This window comes from Lentzea chajnantorensis (genome assembly GCF_054300775.1).
Genome location: NZ_JBSDZT010000002.1, coordinates 6926137 through 6943778, shown reverse-complemented (window position 1 = coordinate 6943778; position 17642 = coordinate 6926137). Strand labels below are relative to the sequence as shown.

20 protein-coding genes, 1 pseudogene and 1 riboswitch are annotated in these 17642 nt (G+C 70.6%); of the genes and pseudogenes, 10 read left to right on the top strand and 11 right to left on the bottom strand.

The genetic code is table 11. The annotated features are described in order from the left end of the window. Position 1: 1 nt before the first annotated feature. The 3 genes from ACVDFE_RS33265 to ACVDFE_RS33255 form a co-directional block, all read right to left on the bottom strand. Positions 2 to 751 (bottom strand): CbtA family protein, encoded by a 750-nt coding sequence (locus tag ACVDFE_RS33265; RefSeq protein ID WP_458433297.1) that lies wholly within the window; start codon positions 749 to 751, stop codon positions 2 to 4. 16 nt (positions 752 to 767) lie between these two features. Next, a complete protein-coding gene (locus tag ACVDFE_RS33260; protein WP_458433296.1) occupies positions 768 to 956 on the bottom strand; it encodes a CbtB domain-containing protein in 189 nt (62 codons plus the stop codon). Between the two features lie 32 nt (positions 957 to 988). After that, positions 989 to 1163, bottom strand: a riboswitch (cobalamin riboswitch). 48 nt (positions 1164 to 1211) lie between these two features. Further along, positions 1212 to 1862 (bottom strand): (2Fe-2S)-binding protein, encoded by a 651-nt coding sequence (locus tag ACVDFE_RS33255; RefSeq protein ID WP_360387276.1) that lies wholly within the window; start codon positions 1860 to 1862, stop codon positions 1212 to 1214. 106 nt (positions 1863 to 1968) lie between these two features. Here ACVDFE_RS33255 and ACVDFE_RS33250 point away from each other — a divergent pair, with 106 nt between their 5' ends. The 3 genes from ACVDFE_RS33250 to ACVDFE_RS33240 are packed head-to-tail and all read left to right on the top strand — an operon-like array spanning position 1969 to position 3397. Beyond that, the gene (locus ACVDFE_RS33250) at positions 1969 to 2232 is read left to right on the top strand and encodes a phosphoribosyl-ATP diphosphatase (RefSeq protein WP_065920430.1); all 264 of its coding nucleotides are present in this window, start codon (positions 1969 to 1971) and stop codon (positions 2230 to 2232) included. Between the two features lie 14 nt (positions 2233 to 2246). After that, the gene (gene hisG / locus ACVDFE_RS33245; RefSeq protein ID WP_360387278.1) at positions 2247 to 3107 is read left to right on the top strand and encodes an ATP phosphoribosyltransferase; all 861 of its coding nucleotides are present in this window, start codon (positions 2247 to 2249) and stop codon (positions 3105 to 3107) included. Continuing rightward, positions 3104 to 3397 (top strand): antibiotic biosynthesis monooxygenase family protein, encoded by a 294-nt coding sequence (locus tag ACVDFE_RS33240; protein WP_458433295.1) that lies wholly within the window; start codon positions 3104 to 3106, stop codon positions 3395 to 3397. Before hisG ends, ACVDFE_RS33240 begins: the two co-directional genes overlap by 4 nt. Here ACVDFE_RS33240 and ACVDFE_RS33235 read toward each other — a convergent pair. The 3 genes from ACVDFE_RS33235 to ACVDFE_RS33225 all read right to left on the bottom strand — a co-directional run bounded on the left by ACVDFE_RS33235 (position 3353) and on the right by ACVDFE_RS33225 (position 5849). Then, on the bottom strand, positions 3353 to 3982 hold the full coding sequence (locus tag ACVDFE_RS33235; RefSeq protein ID WP_458433294.1) for a phosphoribosyltransferase: 630 nt from the start codon (positions 3980 to 3982) through the stop codon (positions 3353 to 3355). The two genes, ACVDFE_RS33240 and ACVDFE_RS33235, sit on opposite strands and share 45 nt — an antisense overlap. Before the next feature lie 260 nt (positions 3983 to 4242). Beyond that, on the bottom strand, positions 4243 to 5004 hold the full coding sequence (locus ACVDFE_RS33230) for a thioesterase family protein (protein WP_458433293.1): 762 nt from the start codon (positions 5002 to 5004) through the stop codon (positions 4243 to 4245). After that, complete coding sequence (locus ACVDFE_RS33225; RefSeq protein WP_360387286.1) at positions 5004 to 5849, bottom strand: RecB family exonuclease; 846 nt, start codon at positions 5847 to 5849, stop codon at positions 5004 to 5006. The genes ACVDFE_RS33230 and ACVDFE_RS33225 overlap by 1 nt, the downstream gene beginning before the upstream one ends. 106 nt (positions 5850 to 5955) lie before the next feature. On the opposite strand from ACVDFE_RS33225, the gene ACVDFE_RS33220 reads away from it, so the two are divergent. Together ACVDFE_RS33220 and ACVDFE_RS33215 are read left to right on the top strand one after the other, a co-directional pair. After that, on the top strand, positions 5956 to 7074 hold the full coding sequence (locus ACVDFE_RS33220) for a site-2 protease family protein (protein ID WP_360387289.1): 1119 nt from the start codon (positions 5956 to 5958) through the stop codon (positions 7072 to 7074). Positions 7075 to 7086: 12 nt separating this feature from the next. Next, on the top strand, positions 7087 to 7914 hold the full coding sequence (locus tag ACVDFE_RS33215; RefSeq protein WP_458433292.1) for a tRNA (adenine-N1)-methyltransferase: 828 nt from the start codon (positions 7087 to 7089) through the stop codon (positions 7912 to 7914). A 54-nt stretch (positions 7915 to 7968) separates the two neighbouring features. Here ACVDFE_RS33215 and ACVDFE_RS33210 read toward each other — a convergent pair whose 3' ends face one another. Together ACVDFE_RS33210 and ACVDFE_RS33205 are read right to left on the bottom strand one after the other, a co-directional pair. Next, positions 7969 to 8814 carry an Rv0361 family membrane protein gene (locus tag ACVDFE_RS33210; RefSeq protein ID WP_458433291.1) on the bottom strand — a complete coding sequence of 282 codons (846 nt, stop codon included), beginning with the start codon at positions 8812 to 8814 and terminating at the stop codon, positions 7969 to 7971. 58 nt (positions 8815 to 8872) lie between these two features. Continuing rightward, on the bottom strand, positions 8873 to 9055 hold the full coding sequence (locus ACVDFE_RS33205; protein WP_458433290.1) for a hypothetical protein: 183 nt from the start codon (positions 9053 to 9055) through the stop codon (positions 8873 to 8875). 702 nt (positions 9056 to 9757) lie between these two features. Between ACVDFE_RS33205 and arc the strand changes: the two genes are divergently transcribed. Further along, positions 9758 to 11554: a proteasome ATPase gene (gene arc / locus ACVDFE_RS33200; protein WP_360387299.1), complete on the top strand. Its 1797-nt coding sequence runs from the start codon at positions 9758 to 9760 to the stop codon at positions 11552 to 11554. Positions 11555 to 11734: 180 nt separating this feature from the next. On the opposite strand, the gene ACVDFE_RS33195 is transcribed toward arc, so the two are convergent. Next, complete coding sequence (locus tag ACVDFE_RS33195) at positions 11735 to 12364, bottom strand: response regulator transcription factor (RefSeq protein WP_360387302.1); 630 nt, start codon at positions 12362 to 12364, stop codon at positions 11735 to 11737. After that, positions 12361 to 13428 (bottom strand): sensor histidine kinase, encoded by a 1068-nt coding sequence (locus ACVDFE_RS33190; protein WP_458434436.1) that lies wholly within the window; start codon positions 13426 to 13428, stop codon positions 12361 to 12363. Before ACVDFE_RS33190 ends, ACVDFE_RS33195 begins: the two co-directional genes overlap by 4 nt. Before the next feature lie 114 nt (positions 13429 to 13542). Here ACVDFE_RS33190 and ACVDFE_RS33185 point away from each other — a divergent pair. The 4 genes and pseudogenes from ACVDFE_RS33185 to ACVDFE_RS33170 all read left to right on the top strand — a co-directional run. Then, a pseudogene (locus ACVDFE_RS33185) lies at positions 13543 to 14190 on the top strand (ABC transporter ATP-binding protein); the annotation flags it as partial. 50 nt (positions 14191 to 14240) lie between these two features. Next, a complete protein-coding gene (locus tag ACVDFE_RS33180; protein WP_458433289.1) occupies positions 14241 to 14996 on the top strand; it encodes an ABC transporter permease in 756 nt (251 codons plus the stop codon). A 93-nt stretch (positions 14997 to 15089) separates the two neighbouring features. Further along, on the top strand, positions 15090 to 16133 hold the full coding sequence (locus tag ACVDFE_RS33175) for a glycoside hydrolase family 5 protein (protein ID WP_360387307.1): 1044 nt from the start codon (positions 15090 to 15092) through the stop codon (positions 16131 to 16133). A gap of 94 nt (positions 16134 to 16227) precedes the next feature. Then, positions 16228 to 17106 carry an aldo/keto reductase gene (locus ACVDFE_RS33170; protein ID WP_360387309.1) on the top strand — a complete coding sequence of 293 codons (879 nt, stop codon included), beginning with the start codon at positions 16228 to 16230 and terminating at the stop codon, positions 17104 to 17106. Here the strand turns inward: ACVDFE_RS33170 and ACVDFE_RS33165 are convergent. Beyond that, a complete protein-coding gene (locus ACVDFE_RS33165) occupies positions 17086 to 17592 on the bottom strand; it encodes an NUDIX hydrolase (RefSeq protein ID WP_360387311.1) in 507 nt (168 codons plus the stop codon). The two genes, ACVDFE_RS33170 and ACVDFE_RS33165, sit on opposite strands and share 21 nt — an antisense overlap. Between the last annotated feature and the right edge of the window lie 50 nt (positions 17593 to 17642).

Genomic DNA, 17642 nt, shown 5'->3' with positions numbered 1-17642 from the left:
ATCAGGAAACCGCGACGGGTGCCTTCGCCCGGCGTGTCGCCGGATCGACCAGCAGGCCGAACACCACGCCGAGACCGACGTGGAGCGTGGCCAGCTGGGCGAGTGAGCTGAGGCGGAACTGCCACAGCACGGCCACCGGCATGTCCGCCGGGATCGTGTCCGGCGGCGCGGGGAACGCCACCAGCACCACCGCCACCGCCGCCACGACCGCGAGCAGCACCGCGGTCACGCGGACCGGGTGCGGCTGCGCGGCCAGTGCCGAGGCGAGCCAGCTCGCTCCCCAGACGATCGCCAGACCGGCCACCACCACGCCCAGGTACAGCGCGGTGCGGTAGTTCACCGTGTCCGGGTCGCCCACCGCGGGCGGGTTCGCCGGGTACTTCAGCCACGGCAGCAGCGCCACCGCACCGAACACGGCGACTCCGAACGCGGTGCTGCGGGTGAACGGCGTGCGGTCGGCGAACCAGCGCTTCGACAGCGCGTAGGCCGTGGCGAACACCAGGCCGACGGCGATGCCGACGATCACCACGCCGAGCATGCCGCCCGCGATCTGGACGCCGCGGCTGACCAGCCCCTCCTCGCCGTGCGAGTGGGAGTGGCCGTCACCGGCGGGGGTGCGGGCCTCCTCGACGGCCAGTGCGGCGCGGATGGGGATCTCGGTGACCAGGAGCTGCACGAGCGCGGAGGCGGTACCGGCGATGGCGCCGGCCGCGAGTCCGCGCAGTGCGATCGACCTGTACGTGGTCGTCATCTGCGTGATCAGCGGATCAGTGGCAGGGAACGCCGAGGGCGTGGCGGCCGTCGTGGAAGAACTCGTGCAGCAGCTCCGAGCTCGCACCGAGAGCGAGGCCGTTCTCCTGCAGGACCAGGTAGGTGACGATCAGGCCGAGCATTGAGACGGCGAAGGCCCACTTGGGCACGCGGACGGCGGACAGGCTTGCTGCAGGGCTCGTCATGACGGGCTCCTCCATACCTCGTGGAAGGTGAAACTCCTTACGGCGCCGCAGCCGGTCTCCTGACTCCCGGATCAACGCTGCCCCCGCGTCTTCCCAGCCCCTCGCGGGACCAGTGACGTGCTCGGCGGGGATCGCTTCCCGGTCACAGTGGCGAGGACCGCGCCGGATTTCCACCGGCTTCCCGTCACTGCGGCGCGTGCACCGTAAGGTGAACGGCGGTTCACGCACAACCGGCCATAAGAGTTGTCGTCTTCATCACTTCACAAGAGGGCAGTCCCCGCACTTCCCACCTGCGGCAACGCGGTAGTAAAGGCAGCACGACCGGCGCAGGAACGCGACCTCGCCGGGCAGGGTGACGAATTCCCCGGCACCTTCGAACGGTGGCGCTGCCATGAGCCGGTTGCCGCGTTCCTCCGCTTCCTCCGCACTCAGCGCACCCGCTCGCACCACCATTTTCAGCGCGCCCGCGATGTTCGACATCGCGTTGCCCCACAGCAGACCGCGTGCCACGGGCACGACCGCGTGGACCGCCTCCACGACCGGTGCGAGCGCCTCCGCCGGGCGCGGGCCGAGCCGCGGGGTGTCGATGCGGACGCTCAGGCCGTTGCGGCGGTGGTGCTGCCACCACAGGTTCTCCGGGCGCACGTCGATCGGCAGGTCCGTCGCGGTGAGCGGGCTGAGCAGCCGCGCGGTGTAGCTGAGGAAGAACAGGCTGGCGGCGACGCGGGGCTCGGCGGCGTTGTAGCGGGCCGCGATCGCGTCGATGGTCTCCCTGAGGGCGGGGCCTTCGAGCAGTGCCGTCCCCGGCAGCCACGAGTCGTCCGGACGGCCCACGTCCAGCGCGAAGAACGGGTTGATGCCGCGCACCTGGCGCAGCGCTGCGAGGACTTCGGCGAACTCCGACACAGATTCACGCTACTGGGTGTCCATGCAGGACAGATCACGTCCACGGGCTGGAACAGAGGTGACCGCGGTGTGGACCACCCGTCCGGAGGTGGGAGGATGTGCCCCCGTGAAGACCTTCGACTCGCTGTTCGCCGAACTGACCGAACGAGCCCGCACCAAGCCGGAGGGTTCCGGCACCGTGGCTGCGCTTGAGGCCGGCGTCCATGCGCAGGGCAAGAAGGTCCTGGAGGAAGCGGGCGAGGTCTGGATCGCCGCCGAGTACGAGTCCGACGAGAAGCTCGCGGAAGAGATCTCGCAGCTGCTGTACCGCCTCCAGGTGATCATGCTGGGCCGCGGCCTGACCCTCGACGACGTCTACAAGTACCTCTGACGGAGAGCTGACCGATGCTGCGCGTAGCAGTCCCGAACAAGGGCGCGCTCGCCGAACGCGCCTCCGCGATGCTGACCGAGGCCGGTTACCGGCAGCGGCACGAGCCGCGCGACCTGACCGTGCTCGACCCGAACAACGAGGTCGAGTTCTTCTTCTTGCGCCCCAAGGACATCGCGATCTACGTGGCGTCCGGTGACCTCGACCTGGGCATCACCGGCCGCGACCTGGCCGCCGACTCGGGCGCCGATGACAACGGCTCCTCCGTCGAGGAGCTGCTGGCACTGGGCTTCGGTGGGTCCACCTTCCGCTACGCGGGCCCGCGGGGCACCGACTGGACGGTCGAGGACCTGGAGGGCAAGCGGCTCGCCACCGCCTACCCGAAGCTGGTCGGCCGCGACCTCAAACGCCGCGGCATCAACGCCACGGTGATCCGCCTCGACGGCGCGGTCGAGATCTCCATCCAGCTCGGCGTGGCCGACCTGATCGCCGACGTCGTGGGCTCCGGCCGCACGCTGCGCCAGCACGACCTGGTGGCGTTCGGCGAGCCGATCTGCGAGTCGGAGGCGGTCCTCGTGCACCGCGCGGGCTCGGAGCTCTCGCCGGCCAAGAAGCAGCTGCAGGCCCGCCTGCAGGGCGTCGTGTTCGCCCAGCAGTACCTGATGCTGGACTACGACTGCCCGCGCACGCTGCTGGACGAGGCGATCAGCCTCACGCCGGGCCTGGAGTCGCCGACGGTCGCGCCGCTGGCCGACGAGAACTGGGTCGCGGTGCGGGCGATGGTCCGCCGCCGCGACGCGAACCGGGTCATGGACGAGCTGGCCGCGATCGGCGCCAAGGCGATCCTGGCCTCGGACATCCGGTTCTGCCGCCTGTGATCCTGGAGCACGCCGTGCTGGACGTCCTGCCCGGACGTGCGGCGGAGTTCGAGGAGGCCTTCGGCGAGGCGCGGGAGCTGATCTCCGCCTCGCCGGGCTTCCTCGGCCTGCGGCTGTCGCGGTGCCTGGAGGACCCGAACCGGTACCTGCTGCTGGTGCAGTGGGAGTCGGTCGAGGCGCACACGGTCGGGTTCCGCCAGGGCCCGTCCTACGCCCGGTGGTCGGAGCTGCTGCACCGGTTCTACTCACCGTTCCCGGTGGTCCAGCACTTCGAGGACCTCGGCGTCTGAGGTCTGCTCGAAGCGGTCGTACCACCGGCTCACCGCACCGAGGTGCCGCGGCAGGAGCACCGCCACCACGGGCGTGCTGAACGTGCGCACCGACTGCCTCGCGGCGACCGGCACGGCCAGCACCAGGCGGTTCGGCCCTCGTCGCTCCAGCCAGTGCAGGGCGGCCCGCGCGGTGACACCGGTGGCCAGCCCGTCGTCGACCACGACCACGTCCCGCTCCTCGACCACGAGCGGCGGCCGATCCCGCCGGTACAGCGCGGTCCTGCGCGCGGCCTCGGCCCGTTCGCGGTCGCAGCCCGCGGCCAGCTGCTCCTCGGTGAGCCCGAGCACTCTGAGCACCGCGGCGTCGTAGATCGGCGCGCTGTCCACCGCGACCGCGCCGACCCCGTACTCGGGGTGCCCCGGCGCGCCGATCTTGCGCGCCACCACGACGTCCAGCTCAGCCCCGAGGACCTCCGCGACCTCCGCCGCCACCGGCACACCGCCGCGCGGCAGCCCCAGCACGAGCGGGTCGTGCCAGGTGTGCTCCGCAAGCTGCGCGGCCAGGGCGCGGCCCGCCTCCCGCCGGTTCGCGAACCTCTTCACAGTCCCGCCGACGCTACGCCCCGTCCCCGTTCCCGCGGCACGCACGAACGGCGTAAAGCCGCTGGCAGCTACTTCGCCCGGTGCAACGGCGCGGTGTATCAGGACGACGTCCGAGCGCCTTTTGGTCTGTGCCACCCGGGAAAGACGGCCGCACTCGTCCTGGTCGCGCTCGTGCCGGCCCTCACCAGCGAGACGCAGATCCGCACGCTGGGTATCGAGAGCAACGCCCTCGGGATGTCCACAGCAGACTGCGTGCCGAGTCAGCGTTCGCGCACGAACAGGGCCTGCGCCGTCGACCCCACCGGCCCTTCCACGTCGTGCACGGTGCTCGTCGCCACCCCGACGCCGTCCGGCCCGATCGTGGTGCGCGCGTCCAGGCCGACCCACTCGCCGACGGGGCGGCGGTGCAGGTGCACGGTCAGGTCGGTGTTGATGGCGTACCACTTGCGGATGTCCACGCGGGACGAGACACCGCTGGAGGAGTCGACGACGGCGAACAGCCGTTCCAGCGGGGTGATGGGGGAGCCCTCGACCACGTCGACCAGGGGGCGGGCCCACACCAGGGCGTCGCCGGGGGTGAAGATGCCGCCGGACAGGGAGAGCCACTCGACGGCGGAGAGGTAGCCGCCGCCCCAGTGCTCGGGGACCTCCATCGGCACCGCCGCCGACGGCGGCGGCAGCGGGACGCCGGAACCGCCGGCCACCGGGGTGGTGTCGGAGGTCGAGATGCGCCAGGCGCGGGCGACGAGGGCCGCGCGGCCGTTGTGGGACAGGGTGGCGGAGGCCAGCTCCACGGAGCGGCCGGGCCGCTCGACCGCCGTGGTGACGGTGAGGTCGGCCACCGGAACCGGGCCGAGGACCTCGAACGTCACGCGGGCCAGCAGCCGGTCGGTGTCCGACAGGGACCGCACGAGCAGTGCGGAGGGCGGGCCGAGGTGCTGGCTGTCCGGGCCCCACGGGCCGACCGTGTGCGGGGTCGAGCGGTAGGTGTGCTCGTCCAGCGGGAGGTAGAAGGCGGGCATCAGTCGCGGTCCTGGAGGGGTTCGGTGTCGTCGGGCTCCGGCCAGCCGGGGTAGGGCGGCGGGGTGCCGTCGAACGCGGGGCAGAAGGCCTTGTGGTCGCAGTAGTCGCACAGGCGGCTCGGCGACGGGCGGAAGTCGCCGGTCGGCGCGGCGCGCATGATGGCCTGCCAGATGGCTTCCAGCGTGCGTTCGAAGCGGGCCAGCTCCGACTCGTCCGGCGTGTAGGCCAGGGCCTGGCGGTCGGCGAGGTACATCAGGCGCAGCTGGCGGGGGACCACACCGCGCAGCCGCCACAGCACCAGGGCGTAGAACTTCATCTGGAACAACGCCTTGGCCTCGCCGATCTCGCGCGGCGCTGCGCCGGTCTTGTAGTCCACCACCCGGATCTCGCCCGTCGGCGCCACGTCCACCCGGTCGATGTACCCGCGCAGCAGCACGCCGGAGGGCAGCTCGGACTCGACCAGCAGCTCGCGCGACTCCGGCTCCAGGCGGCGCGGGTCCTCCAGGCCGAAGTAGCCGTCCAGCAGCTTCGTGGCCGACGCCAGCCACTCCACCTCCTCCTCACCACCGGGGACCTCGAAGAGCGTGGCGAACTCGGGCCGCTCGGCCTTCACCCGGTCCCACGCCGGCGCGATCATCGACCGCGCGCGGTCGGGCACCCGCTCGGCGGCGGGCAGTGCGAACAGGTCCTCCAGCACCGCGTGCACGACCGTGCCGCGCACCTGCGCCTTGGTCGGCCGCTCCGGCAGGCGGTCGACCGCGCGGAAGCGGTAGAGCAGCGGGCACTGCTTGAAGTCCCCTGCCCGCGACGGCGACAACGCGGGCCTGCGCAACGTGGTGCTCATGGTCCTGACCCTAGGACAGGGGTCTGACAATTCCGGGCACCCCCTGGTCAGCCGCCCCCCGGCGCGGTACACCGCGAGATCACACCGCTGCCTCTACAGTGCACCCGTGGCCGCGCGGATCAGCGAGAAGGAGGGCGGCCTGCTGCTGTTCCGGGTGGCGGGCATCCCGGTGCTGCTCGCGCCGTCGTGGTGGGTCGGCTCGGCGATCGTGGTGGCGTTCTACGCGCCGCTGGTCGACGACCTCGCCCCCGGCACGCCCCCGGCGGTCGGGCTGCTGCTCGCCACGCTCTTCGCGATCTTCCTCGGCCTCAGCGTCCTCGCGCACGAGCTGGGCCACTGCGTCGCGGCACTGCGACTGGGCCTGCCCGTCAGGAGGCTGCGGCTGTACCTGCTGGGCGGGTTGTCGGAGATCATGCGCAGCCCCGGCAAACCCGGTCACGAGGGCATTGTCGCGGGGGCGGGCCCGGCCGTGTCTGTCGTGCTGGCCGTGCTCTTCGGCATCGGCGCGTTCGTCATGGAGCCCAGCAACGTCATCTGGCTGCTGGTGGCCCAGATCGCCGCCGCCAACGTCGCGGTGGCCGTGTTCAACCTCCTGCCGGGGCTCCCGCTCGACGGCGGCCGGATCGTGCGGGCGGGCGTGTGGGCCGTGACCGGTCAACGCGCGACGGGTACGCGGGTCGCCGTCGTCGGCGGGTTCGTCGTGGCGTTCGCGCTCGTCCTGTGGGCGGTCTACGGCATCGCGGAAGGCGCGGAGGACCGATGGCTGCGCTTCGGAGTGTGCGCGCTCACGGCGTGGGTCGTCGTCGCCGGCGCACGCAGCGAGCTCGCCGGCGAACGGCGCCGCACCTGGCCCGCCGGCGTCACCCTCGACGACCTGATCCTGCCGGTGCTGCAGCTGCCGGCCGAGAGCCCGGTGGCGGACGCGCTGAGCACCAGCGCAGGACGGGGCGTGGTGCTGGTGCGGGCCGACGGCGTCGCGGCCGGGCTGCTCGACGCGGAAGCCGCGCGCAAGCTGGCCGCCGCGAGCCCGTTCGCGCCCGCGGAGCAGGCTGCGGAGCCGATCCTGCCGGAGACGGTGCTGCTGGCCGACGAGCCCGGCGAGGAGATCGTGGAACGCGTCCAGGGCACCGCCGCGTGGCAGTTCCTCGTCGTCGACCTGGAGGGCCGTCCGGCCGGTGTGCTGCGCAGGGAGGACCTGCGTGCGGCCATTGAGAAGGGCGTTTGACACCATTGCGCGGTGATTAGCGCAAGTGGACCGTTCCAGCCGGGTGACCGGGTTCAGCTGACCGACCCCAAGGGGCGGCACTACACGGTCGTCCTCGAACCCGGCAAGGAGTACCACACCCACCGCGGCGCCATCCCGCACGACCTGCTCATCGGGCAGCCGGAGGGGTCGGTCGTGCAGTCCGTGGGCGGCACGAACTTCCTGGCGCTGCGCCCGCTGCTGCCGGACTACGTGCTGTCGATGCCGCGCGGGGCGCAGGTCATCTACCCGAAGGACGCCGCGCAGATCTGCATGTACGGCGACATCTTCCCGGGCGCGCGCGTGCTGGAGGCGGGCGCGGGGTCCGGTGCGCTGTCGTGCTCGCTGCTGCGCGCGGTGGGGGAGAAGGGCAGCGTCCAGTCCTACGAGGTGCGCGACGACCACGCGGTCCACGCCATCCGCAACGTGGAGACGTTCTTCGGCGAACGGCCCGGCAACTGGTCGATCACCGTTGACGACGTGAAGAACCACGAGGGCGAGGTCGACCGGGTCATCCTCGACATGCTGTCGCCGTGGGAGGTCCTGCCCACGGTCGCGAAGAACCTCATCCCGGGCGGTGTCCTGGTCGTCTACGTGGCGACGACGACGCAGCTGTCCGTGATCACCGAGGCGCTGCGCGAGATGACGTGCTGGACCGAGCCGCACGCGTGGGAGACGCTCGTGCGCCCGTGGCACGTCGTGGGCCTCGCCGTGCGCCCCGAGCACCGGATGATCGCGCACACCGCGTTCCTGCTGACCACCCGCCGGCTCGCGGAGGGCGTGACCGCGCCGAAGCCGCAGCGCCGCCCCAGCAAGGGCTGAGAACAGCGGAAAGGGGGTCCCTCCGGCCGGAGGGACCCCCTTTCGCTCACGACGTCACTTGGTCGGCGCCGTGGGGAGCTTCAGGTCCTTGACGAGCTGGCAGTACTTCCACTTGCCAGACTCCTTCTTGAACGTGTAGTCGATGTCCAGGTCCTGCGTCTGACCGCTGTAGGACGAGACGCTGTTGATCTTCACCTTCGCGGTGTCGCCGGACACGTCGGCGCCCTTGTAGGTGAGCTTGGGCACCGGCAGCTTCTTGAGCTCCTCCGCGAGCTTCTTCTGCTCCTCGGTGAGGTTCTTCTCCAGCGCCGCCGCCTCGTCGAGCACCGCCTTGCAGGTCAAGGACTTGGCCTTGCTCTCGTTGCGGGTGCTGGCCGCGGCGATGTACTCCTCGGCGACCTTCTTGACGTCGGCGTCGTCGTCACCGGACTTGCCGTCGCTGCTGCCGGGTTCGGACGTGCTGCTGGCGTTGTTGTCCGAGTCGTTGCCGGAGAGCAGGACGGCGGCCGTGATGCCACCGCCGAGCACGACGACGACCGCGGCGACCACGCCGATGATCAGGCCGGTCTTGCTCTTCTTGGGCGGCGGGCCGCCGTAGCCGGGGCCACCGAAACCGGGCTGGGGCTGCTGCCCGTACGGGCCGGGCTGCTGGCCGTAGGGGCCCTGCTGGAAACCGCCGCTGGGCGGGCCGAACGGGTCCTGCTGCGGCTGGCCGTAACCGGGCTGCGGCGCGCCGTAGCCCGGCTGAGGGGGCTGCTGGCCGTAGCCGGGCTGGGGCTGGCCGTATCCGGGCTGCGGCTGCTGGCCGTAACCCGGCTGCTGCGGCGGCTGCTGCCCGTACGGACCACCGGGCTGCGGCTGCTGCCCGTGCGGACCGGGCTGCTGCGGCGGGTAGGTCATCGGAAACTCCCCCGAACTGGATGATGTGGTGCTGAGGTGGAAATCTGGGTTCGACGCGTCAGCCGGTGGAGCGGCTTTCCTCCACCGCGGACCTGCCGCACACGAGCCAGCCGGAGTCCTTCTTCTGCAGCGTCATGCCGTACAGGATGAAGCCCTTCTCACCCTCGGCGTTCACCAGGTCGTCCATGCGCAGGTCGAAGGTACCCGTCTCACCCGACACGACCACCTCGCCGACGGTCACCCCGGGCGCGGTCTGTAGCGGGTTGCCTCGCGCCCTCGCCCTCCTTGAGGAAGCCGGGACAGGCCACGTCGGCGAACCGGTCCGTCGTCATGGAGCCCTGCCACCCGCTGTTGCGACGGGGTGACGCGGAGGTTCTGGCTGATAACGATTGCGGCACTCCGGCGGGAATCGAGTGCGATGCACTGCGCTGTCGGGTGGTGCGCCGGTTGCGCCGGCAAGACCACCCGGTTGGCCGCAGGCCCGCTGAACGCACCGGAGCCCTGCTCGAGCGGGTCCTCCGACGAACGGGAACGAGGTGGGTAGCGGTGCGTGACCGCCGAACGGGGCACGTCGTGGTCCACCTGGTGGGATCGCGACACGTTCGTGCTCGTCGCCGAACTGTGAACCGTACCAAGCGTGCCTGCGAATGTCTGAGGGTGGTCGCGCATCGTGGGGATGGGGCAGCCGAGTCGGTGTCCCGATCATCCCCCCGTCGGACTTCTCGCAGGTCGGCGGGCGTGTCGCGACACGAAAGGCCGGTGCTGGTTTTCGGGACGCACGGTAGCGGGAAGCCGGGCGAACCGGGCACCGGGATGGAGCAGTTGACCTCTGTTGGAGGCGGGACCGTTGCGTCACACGAGCGAAGATGATGTTGTGAGTACCCCATTTTGTCGGTGATCGCCGGTACCGTAATCGGTACGTACACGGGAGGAGGGTGCCGACATGCAGCACGGTCATCCCGGCAGCCAACCCGATGAGGGTGGCGAGCTGAACCATGGCAACAACTCTGCTGAGCTGAACGCGCAGATCAGGTTCCTCGAGGACGAGATCGCGTCGTTGCGCCGCAAGCTGACCGAGTCCCCCCGCCACGCGCGGCTGCTGGAGCAGCGGCTGGCGGAGGCGACCGAACGCGTCAGCCAACTGACCGAGCGAAACACGAAGCTCATAGACACCCTCCGCGAAGCACGAAGCCAACTGCTCGCGCTGCGTGAGGAGGTCGACCGGCTGGCGCAACCGCCCAGCGGGTACGGCGTCTTCATGGCGCGGTTCGACGACGGGACGGTGGACGTCTTCACGTCCGGCCGCCGGATGCGGGTCGCCGTGTCCCCGGCGGTCGAGCCGGAGAAGCTCTCCTTCGGCCAGTCGGTGCGCCTCAACGAGGCGCTCACGGTCGTCGAGGCCGGCGGGTTCGAGCGGTCGGGTGAGGTCTGCGCGCTGCGGGAGGTGCTCTCCGAGGACGGGGAGGACCAGATCGCACGGGCGCTGGTCGTGGGGCACGCGGACGAGGAGAGGGTGGTCTGGCTCGCCCAGCCGCTGCTCGACGCGCCGCTCAAGCCCGGCGACTCGCTGCTCGTCGACTCGAAGGCGGGCTTCGCCTACGAGCGGGTGCCCAAGGCCGAGGTCGAGGACCTCGTGCTCGAAGAGGTCCCGGACATCGACTACAGCGACATCGGCGGTCTGTCGCGGCAGATCGAGCAGATCCGCGACGCGGTGGAGCTGCCGTTCCTGCACGCCGACCTGTTCCGCGAGTACGAGCTGCGCCCGCCCAAGGGCGTGCTGCTCTACGGCCCTCCCGGCTGCGGCAAGACGCTCATCGCCAAGGCCGTCGCGAACTCGCTCGCCAAGAAGGTGCGCGAGATCCGCGGGGAGACCGACAAGCAGGCGAAGTCGTACTTCCTCAACATCAAGGGCCCGGAGCTCCTCAACAAGTTCGTCGGTGAGACCGAGCGGCACATCCGCCTGATCTTCCAGCGGGCTCGGGAGAAGGCCTCCGACGGCACCCCGGTGATCGTGTTCTTCGACGAGATGGACTCGATCTTCCGCACCCGCGGTTCCGGTGTGTCGTCCGACGTCGAGACGACGATCGTGCCCCAGCTCCTCGCCGAGATCGACGGCGTCGAGGGCCTGGAGAACGTGATCGTCATCGGCGCCTCCAACCGCGAGGACATGATCGACCCGGCGATCCTCCGCCCCGGCCGCCTCGACGTGAAGATCAAGATCGAGCGGCCGGACGCCGAGGGCGCGAAGGACATCTTCAACAAGTACCTGACGCCGAACCTCCCGCTGCACGCCGACGACCTCGCCGAGTTCGGCGGGGACCCGAAGGCCTGCATCGAGGGCATGGTGCAGCACACCGTGGAGCGCATGTACGAGGAGTCCGAGGACAACCGGTTCCTGGAGGTCACCTACGCCAACGGTGACAAGGAGGTCCTGTACTTCCGGGACTTCAACTCCGGCGCCATGATCCAGAACATCGTCGACAGGGCGAAGAAGGCGGCGATCAAGTCGCTGCTGGACACCAAGCAGCCCGGGCTCTCCGTCCGGCACCTGCAGGCCGCCATCCTCGACGAGTTCGCCGAGAACGAGGACCTGCCGAACACGACGAACCCGGACGACTGGGCGCGCATCTCGGGCAAGAAGGGCGAGCGGATCGTCTACATCCGCACGCTCGTCACCGGGAAGAACCAGGACGCCGGCCGCGCGATCGACACGGCCACGAACACCGGCACGTACCTGTAACACCGCTTCGAACCGAACCGCCCCGGTCGCTCCTCGCGACCGGGGCGTTTCCACGTGCCGGTACCCCCTCCCCGCTTGTCTGCTCAGGCATCTGCAAGTACCACCAACACATGATCGAATCGCCGTTGACCACCACCAACCTGTTCGCCGCCAGTCGAACCAGGCCAGGGACCGCAGGGGTCAGCGGGCCAGGCCGGACTCGTAGGCCGCGATCACCAGCTGCGCACGGTCCCGCGCGTGCAGCTTCGCCAGCAGGTTTCCGATGTGCGTCTTCACCGTGCCGGTGCTGACGTGCAGCTCGGCCATGATCTCCGCGTTCGACAGCCCGCGCGCGATCAGCCGCAGCACCTCCTTCTCGCGTTCGGTCAGCACCTCCAGCCCGCGCACCGGTGGCGCCGAGGGCCGCCGCACGAACTCGGAGATCAGCTGCCGGGTGACAGACGGCGACAGCAGCGCCTCGCCGGAGGCAACCACGCGGATCGCTGCCAGCAGCTCGGCCGGTGGTGTGTCCTTCAGCAGGAAACCCGAGGCACCGGCGCGCAGGGCGCCGAACACGTACTCGTCGAGGTCGAACGTGGTCAGCACCAGCACGCGCGGGCCGTCCAGCAGCCGCGTGGCCTCGATGCCGTCCATCTCCGGCATGCGGATGTCCATCAGCACCACGTCCGGTCGCAGGGACGCGGCCAGCGCCACGGCCTCGGCTCCGGTGCCGGCCTCGCCCACCGCGGTCAGGCCGGGTTCGTTGTCGACGAGCAGCCGGAAGCTCGCGCGCAGCAACGCCTGGTCGTCGACGATCAGCACGCTGGTCATCGGATCGGCAGCTCCGCGTGGACCCGGAACCCGCCACCCTCGCGTTGTCCCGCGCTGAACGTCCCGCCGTACACCGCCACGCGTTCCCTCATCCCGACCAACCCGTGCCCCGTCCCCAGCTCCCGCACCCCGGGACCGTCGTCGGTGACGTCGACCACCACGGCCTCCGCCGTGATCCGCACCAGCACCGTGCACGCCGCGGGTGCCGCGTGCTTCACCACGTTGGTCAGCGCCTCCTGCACGATCCGGTACGCCGACAGCGCGATCCCCTCCGGCACGACCGTCCCGCCCGTCACCTCCAGCGCGACGCGCACCCCGGCGAGCGACGCGCGGTCGGCGAGGTCGGCCAGCCCGTCGAGGCCGGGGGAGGGCGCCAGGTCGGCGTCGGAGCGCAGCACGCCCAGCAGCCCCCGCATCTCGGTCAGGGCCGCACGGCTCGTCTCGGAGATGACCTGCAACGCGCTGTACGCGTGCTCGGGTGAACGCACGTGTGCGGCGTTGCCGGCCTGCACGGCGATCAGCGAGAGGTTGTGCGCCACCACGTCGTGCAGCTCGCGGGCGATGCGCAGGCGTTCGTCGGCGAGTGCCTGCCCGGCCTGCCGGGACGCCTCCCGCTCGATCATCGAACGCCGCAGGCGGGTGGTGTAGCCGATGGCCCACACCGCGCCCAGGGCGGCGAACGCGACCAGGACGTTCTCGGGCTCACCGCCGGAGACGACGGCGGTGGCGGTGATCGCCACCAGGAACGCGCCCAGCGACCAGACCCGGTCGCGGTCAACCGCCATCGTGTAGAGGCAGAAGCAGACCGCGCCCAGCGGCGCGCCGAGCGCCGGGATCGGCAGCACCCGGCTGATGACCGAGAACACCATCGCCGCGGTGCTGACCGCCAGTGACAGCTCCGGCCACCACCGGCGCACGGCCACCGGAGCGGCGACCAGCCCGGCCACCGGTACCGCGACCCACGGCGACGGGTGCTGGTGCGGTTCGAGGATCGCGTAGGCGACGAGGACCCAGATCACCAGCGCGGCCGCCGCGTCGACCAGGTAGAGGTGCAGCTTCGCCATCACGGGACCGAAGGTAACGACCCGCGGGACCGCACGCCTCGGACCACGGTCCGATTCGGGAGATCGGAGCACGGTCCGATCCGGTGGAGCGCGCGACCGCCGACTCTTCTCCGCATGATCGAGGTGCGGAACCTGACGAAGAGATACGGCGGCACCACGGCGGTCGACGACCTGTCGTTCACCGTCCGGCCGGGACTGGTGACGGGCTTCCTCGGCCCGAACGGCGCCGGCAAGTCCACGGCCATGCGCATGGTCGTCGGCCTTGACCGGCCCACGAGGGGCGAGGCGCTGGTCTGCGGCAGGAGGTACGCGGAGCTGGACCAGCCGCTGCGGCACGTCGGCGTGCTGCTCGACCCGGCCGCGGTCCACCACGGCCGCAGGGCGCTCGACCACCTGCGCTGGATCGCCGCGAGCAACGGCATTCCCCACCGCCGCGCCGAGGAGCTGGTCGAGCAGGTCGGCCTGGGCGGCGTGCGGCACAGGCGGATCCGGGCGCTGTCGCTCGGCATGAAGCAACGGCTCGGCGTCGCGGCGGCGTTGCTGGGCGACCCGCAGGTCCTGATGTTCGACGAGCCGGTCAACGGCCTCGACCCCGAGGGCGTGCGGTGGATCCGCGAGCTCATGCGGTCGCTCGCGGAGCAGGGCCGCACGGTCTTCGTCTCCAGCCACCTGATGAGCGAGATGGCGCTGACCGCCGACCACGTCGTGATCGTCGCACGAGGACGGCTGGTCGCGGAGACACCGATGGAGGCGTTGACCCGCAACGGTTCGCTGGAGGACGCCTACCTCGACCTCACCTCCGGGAGGGGCCTGTGAGGAACGCGTTCGCCGCCGAGTGGATCAAGCTCCGGACGGTCAGGTCGTCGCACGGGCTGGTCATCGCGCTCGGTCTGGTGCTGGCCGCGGGGGCGGTGCTGTCGTGGCTGATCGTGCAGGACTACGACGCCTCGCCGGCCGTGGAACAGGCGAAGTTCGCCTCCGCCGACAGCAGCGTGGTGATCACGCCGGTCGCGCAGTTCCTGGTCGCCGCGCTCGGCGCCCTGGTCGCGACGTCCGACCCGCGGCTCACCGCGTTGACCGCCGTGCCGGACCGGAAGCGCCTGCTGGCCGCCAAGACCGCCCTCGTCGCCACCGCGGCCGTGGTCCTCGGCACCGCGGCGCTCGCGCTGAGCATCGGCAGCAGCCGGTTGTTCATGGGGGACCGGCCGCCGCCGATCGCGCCGTGGGAGGACCTCGGCGACGTGCTGCCGTGGGCGGGCACGGCGGTGCTGTCGATCCTGGTCACGGGGCTGGTCGGCCTCGGTCTGGGACTCGCCGTGCGGTCCACGGCCGTCGCGGTCGTGGTCGTCGGCGTGCTGCTCTGGGGCATTCCCGCGATCACGCCGATGCTGCCGCCGCCGTGGAACGTCGACGCTTCGGCGGTGATGGTGCCGTACCTGGTGTGGGAGGTGGCGGGTGTCGTCGAGGACGCGCCGCTGAGTGCGCCGGCCGCCGTCGCAGTTTTGGTGCTTTACGCACTGGTGACTCTCGGTACCGGAACTGTGACTCTTCTGCGACAAGATGCTTGACGCACTCTTGGGGCGGCTTTAAGGTCATCTATACCTTTAATCGGTAAGGAAACTTACCTAACTAATCGCCGCCCGTCCGAGAGGAGACGCTGAATGGCTTGGCAGAAGTCTGTGGTGGCGCTCGCCGCGGCAGTCGTGCTCCCCCTGACCGGTGTGACGGCGGGCAGTTCGGCCGCCGCCGACGTTTCCGCCGCCGCGCTGCCCGCGGGGTCGCCCGCGGCGGTCAACGGCCAGCTGAAGGTGTGCGGCGTCAAGCTGTGCAACAAGAACGGCAAGCAGATCCAGTTGCGCGGCATGAGCACGCACGGCATCCAGTGGTACTCCCAGTGCGTCAAGACCGCGTCGCTGGACGCGCTCGCCAACGACTGGAAGGCCGACGTCCTCCGCATCTCGATGTACGTCCAGGAGGGCGGCTACGAGTCGAACCCCCGGAAGTTCACCGACCTGGTGCACGGCTACATCGAGGAGGCCACCAAGCGCGGCCTCTACGCGCTGGTCGACTGGCACCAGCTCTCGCCGGGCGACCCGAACCACAACACCGCGCGCGCCAAGACGTTCTTCAAGGAGATCGCCCAGCGCCACAAGGACAAGACGAACATCATCTACGACATCGCGAACGAGCCGAACGGCGTCACGTGGTCGCGGGTGAAGTCCTACGCGGAGGCCGTCATCCCGACGATCCGCGCGGAGGACCCGGACAGCCTCGTGCTCGTGGGCACGCACGGCTGGTCGACGTTCGGCCTGTCCGACGGCCGCGACGTCAACGAGGTCAGCCGCAACAAGGTCAACGCCTCGAACCTGATGTACACCTTCCACTTCTACGCGAAGGACCACCGCGACTCGTACCTCAACGCGTTGCGCACGGTCTCGAGCCAGGTGCCGGTCTTCGTCACCGAGTTCGGTTCGCAGGAGGCCTCCGGTGACGGTCCCAACGACTTCACCATGGCGAACAAGTTCATCGCGTTCATGAAGGAGGCCAAGATCTCCTGGACGAACTGGAACTTCTCCGACGACCACCGCACGGGCGCGGTGTTCAAGAGCGGCACGTGCTCGGGCAGCGGCTTCTCCGGCGAGGGGCCGCTGAAGGACTCCGGCAAGTGGGTGCGCAACCACCTCCGCACGGCCGACGACTTCTGATCGGCGGAGCTCGACCGGCCCCGGCGGGTCAGGTGAACGGCGGTCCCCAGGGGCCGCCGTTCGCCGTGACAGGGGTCGTTTTACGGTAGTCGGCATGGCACAGCTGGCACTCGGTCTCGCGTCCCTCGGTCGTCCCGCCTACATCAACATCGGTCGTGAGGACGCTCTGCCGCGGGTGCGGGACGTGGACGCCATGCGAGCGCAGTGCCACCTCGTGCTCGACGCGGCGTACGAGATCGGCATCAGGTGGGTCGACGCGGCCCGCTCCTACGGCCTGTCCGAGCAGTTCCTGAGCGAGTGGCTGCCCGGCCACGACGACGTGACCGTCTCCAGCAAGTGGGGCTACGCCTACACCGCGGACTGGCGGGCCGACGCCGAGGTGCACGAGGTCAAGGAGCACTCGCTCGCCCGCTTCTCCCAGCAGTGGCAGGAGACCCGCGCGCTGCTGTCGCGTGTGGACCTCTACCAGGTGCACTCGCTGACCGCCGACAGCCCGTTGTTCGACGACCGGGCGTTGCAGGAGGCGATGGTCGCGACCGGTGTCCCGCTCGGGTTCTCCACGTCGGGACCGAACCAGGCCGAGGCCATCCGCAAAGCGCTCGACCTCGGCATCTTCACGTCCGTCCAGTCCACCTGGAACGTGCTGGAGACCTCGGCGGCGGCCGCTCTGGGCGAAGCGCACGCCGCCGGGCTCAAGGTCGTCATCAAGGAGGGCATGGCCAACGGCCGGCTCGCCGTGCAGGCACCCGGACCCGTTGTCGCGCAGGCGAAGGAGCTCGGCATCGGCACGGACGCCGTGGCGCTGGCCGCGGTCGCCCAGCAGCCGTGGGTGGACGTGGTGCTGTCCGGCGCGGCGAGCCCCGAGCAGCTGCGCTCCAACGCCAGGGCCATGTCCGTGGAGGTCGTGCTGCCCGACCTGTCCGAACCGGCCGAGCAGTACTGGGCGACCCGCTCAGCCCTCCCCTGGCACTAGCGTCCGCAGCCACTCCCGGCTGATCGCCCGCGCGTCGGGCACCAGCGGCCAGTCCGGGTCGTCGATCCTGCGGCGCAGCTCGCCCAGGTCCATCCACCCGCCCGACGCCACCTCCTCCGGCTGGTGGGTGAACGGCCCGTCGGTGCTCACCTCGTACACCCACGCGTGGTAGCGCGTCCGGTCGTCGACGTACCGGGTGCGGAAGAGCTCCTTCAGCGGCACGCCGGAGACGCCGAGCTCCTCGGCGAGCTCGCGTTCCGCGGCCGGGCCGGGCGCCTCGCCCGCGTCGATCACGCCGCCGGCCGAGCAGTCGTACAGGCCGGGGAAGATGTCCTTGGTGTCGGTGCGGCGGTGCACGTACACGCGGGAGCCGTCGAGCGAGCGGACGAAGATCAGGACGCAGCCGTGCCAGAGGTTCTCCGCCCGCATCCGCGCGCGGGAGACCTCCCCGACCGGGTTGGCGTCCTCGTCGTAGAGGGTGATCATCCCCGTGTCCTCCTGTGGTCGTACGCCAGCTTGCTACCGCAGTCCGACGC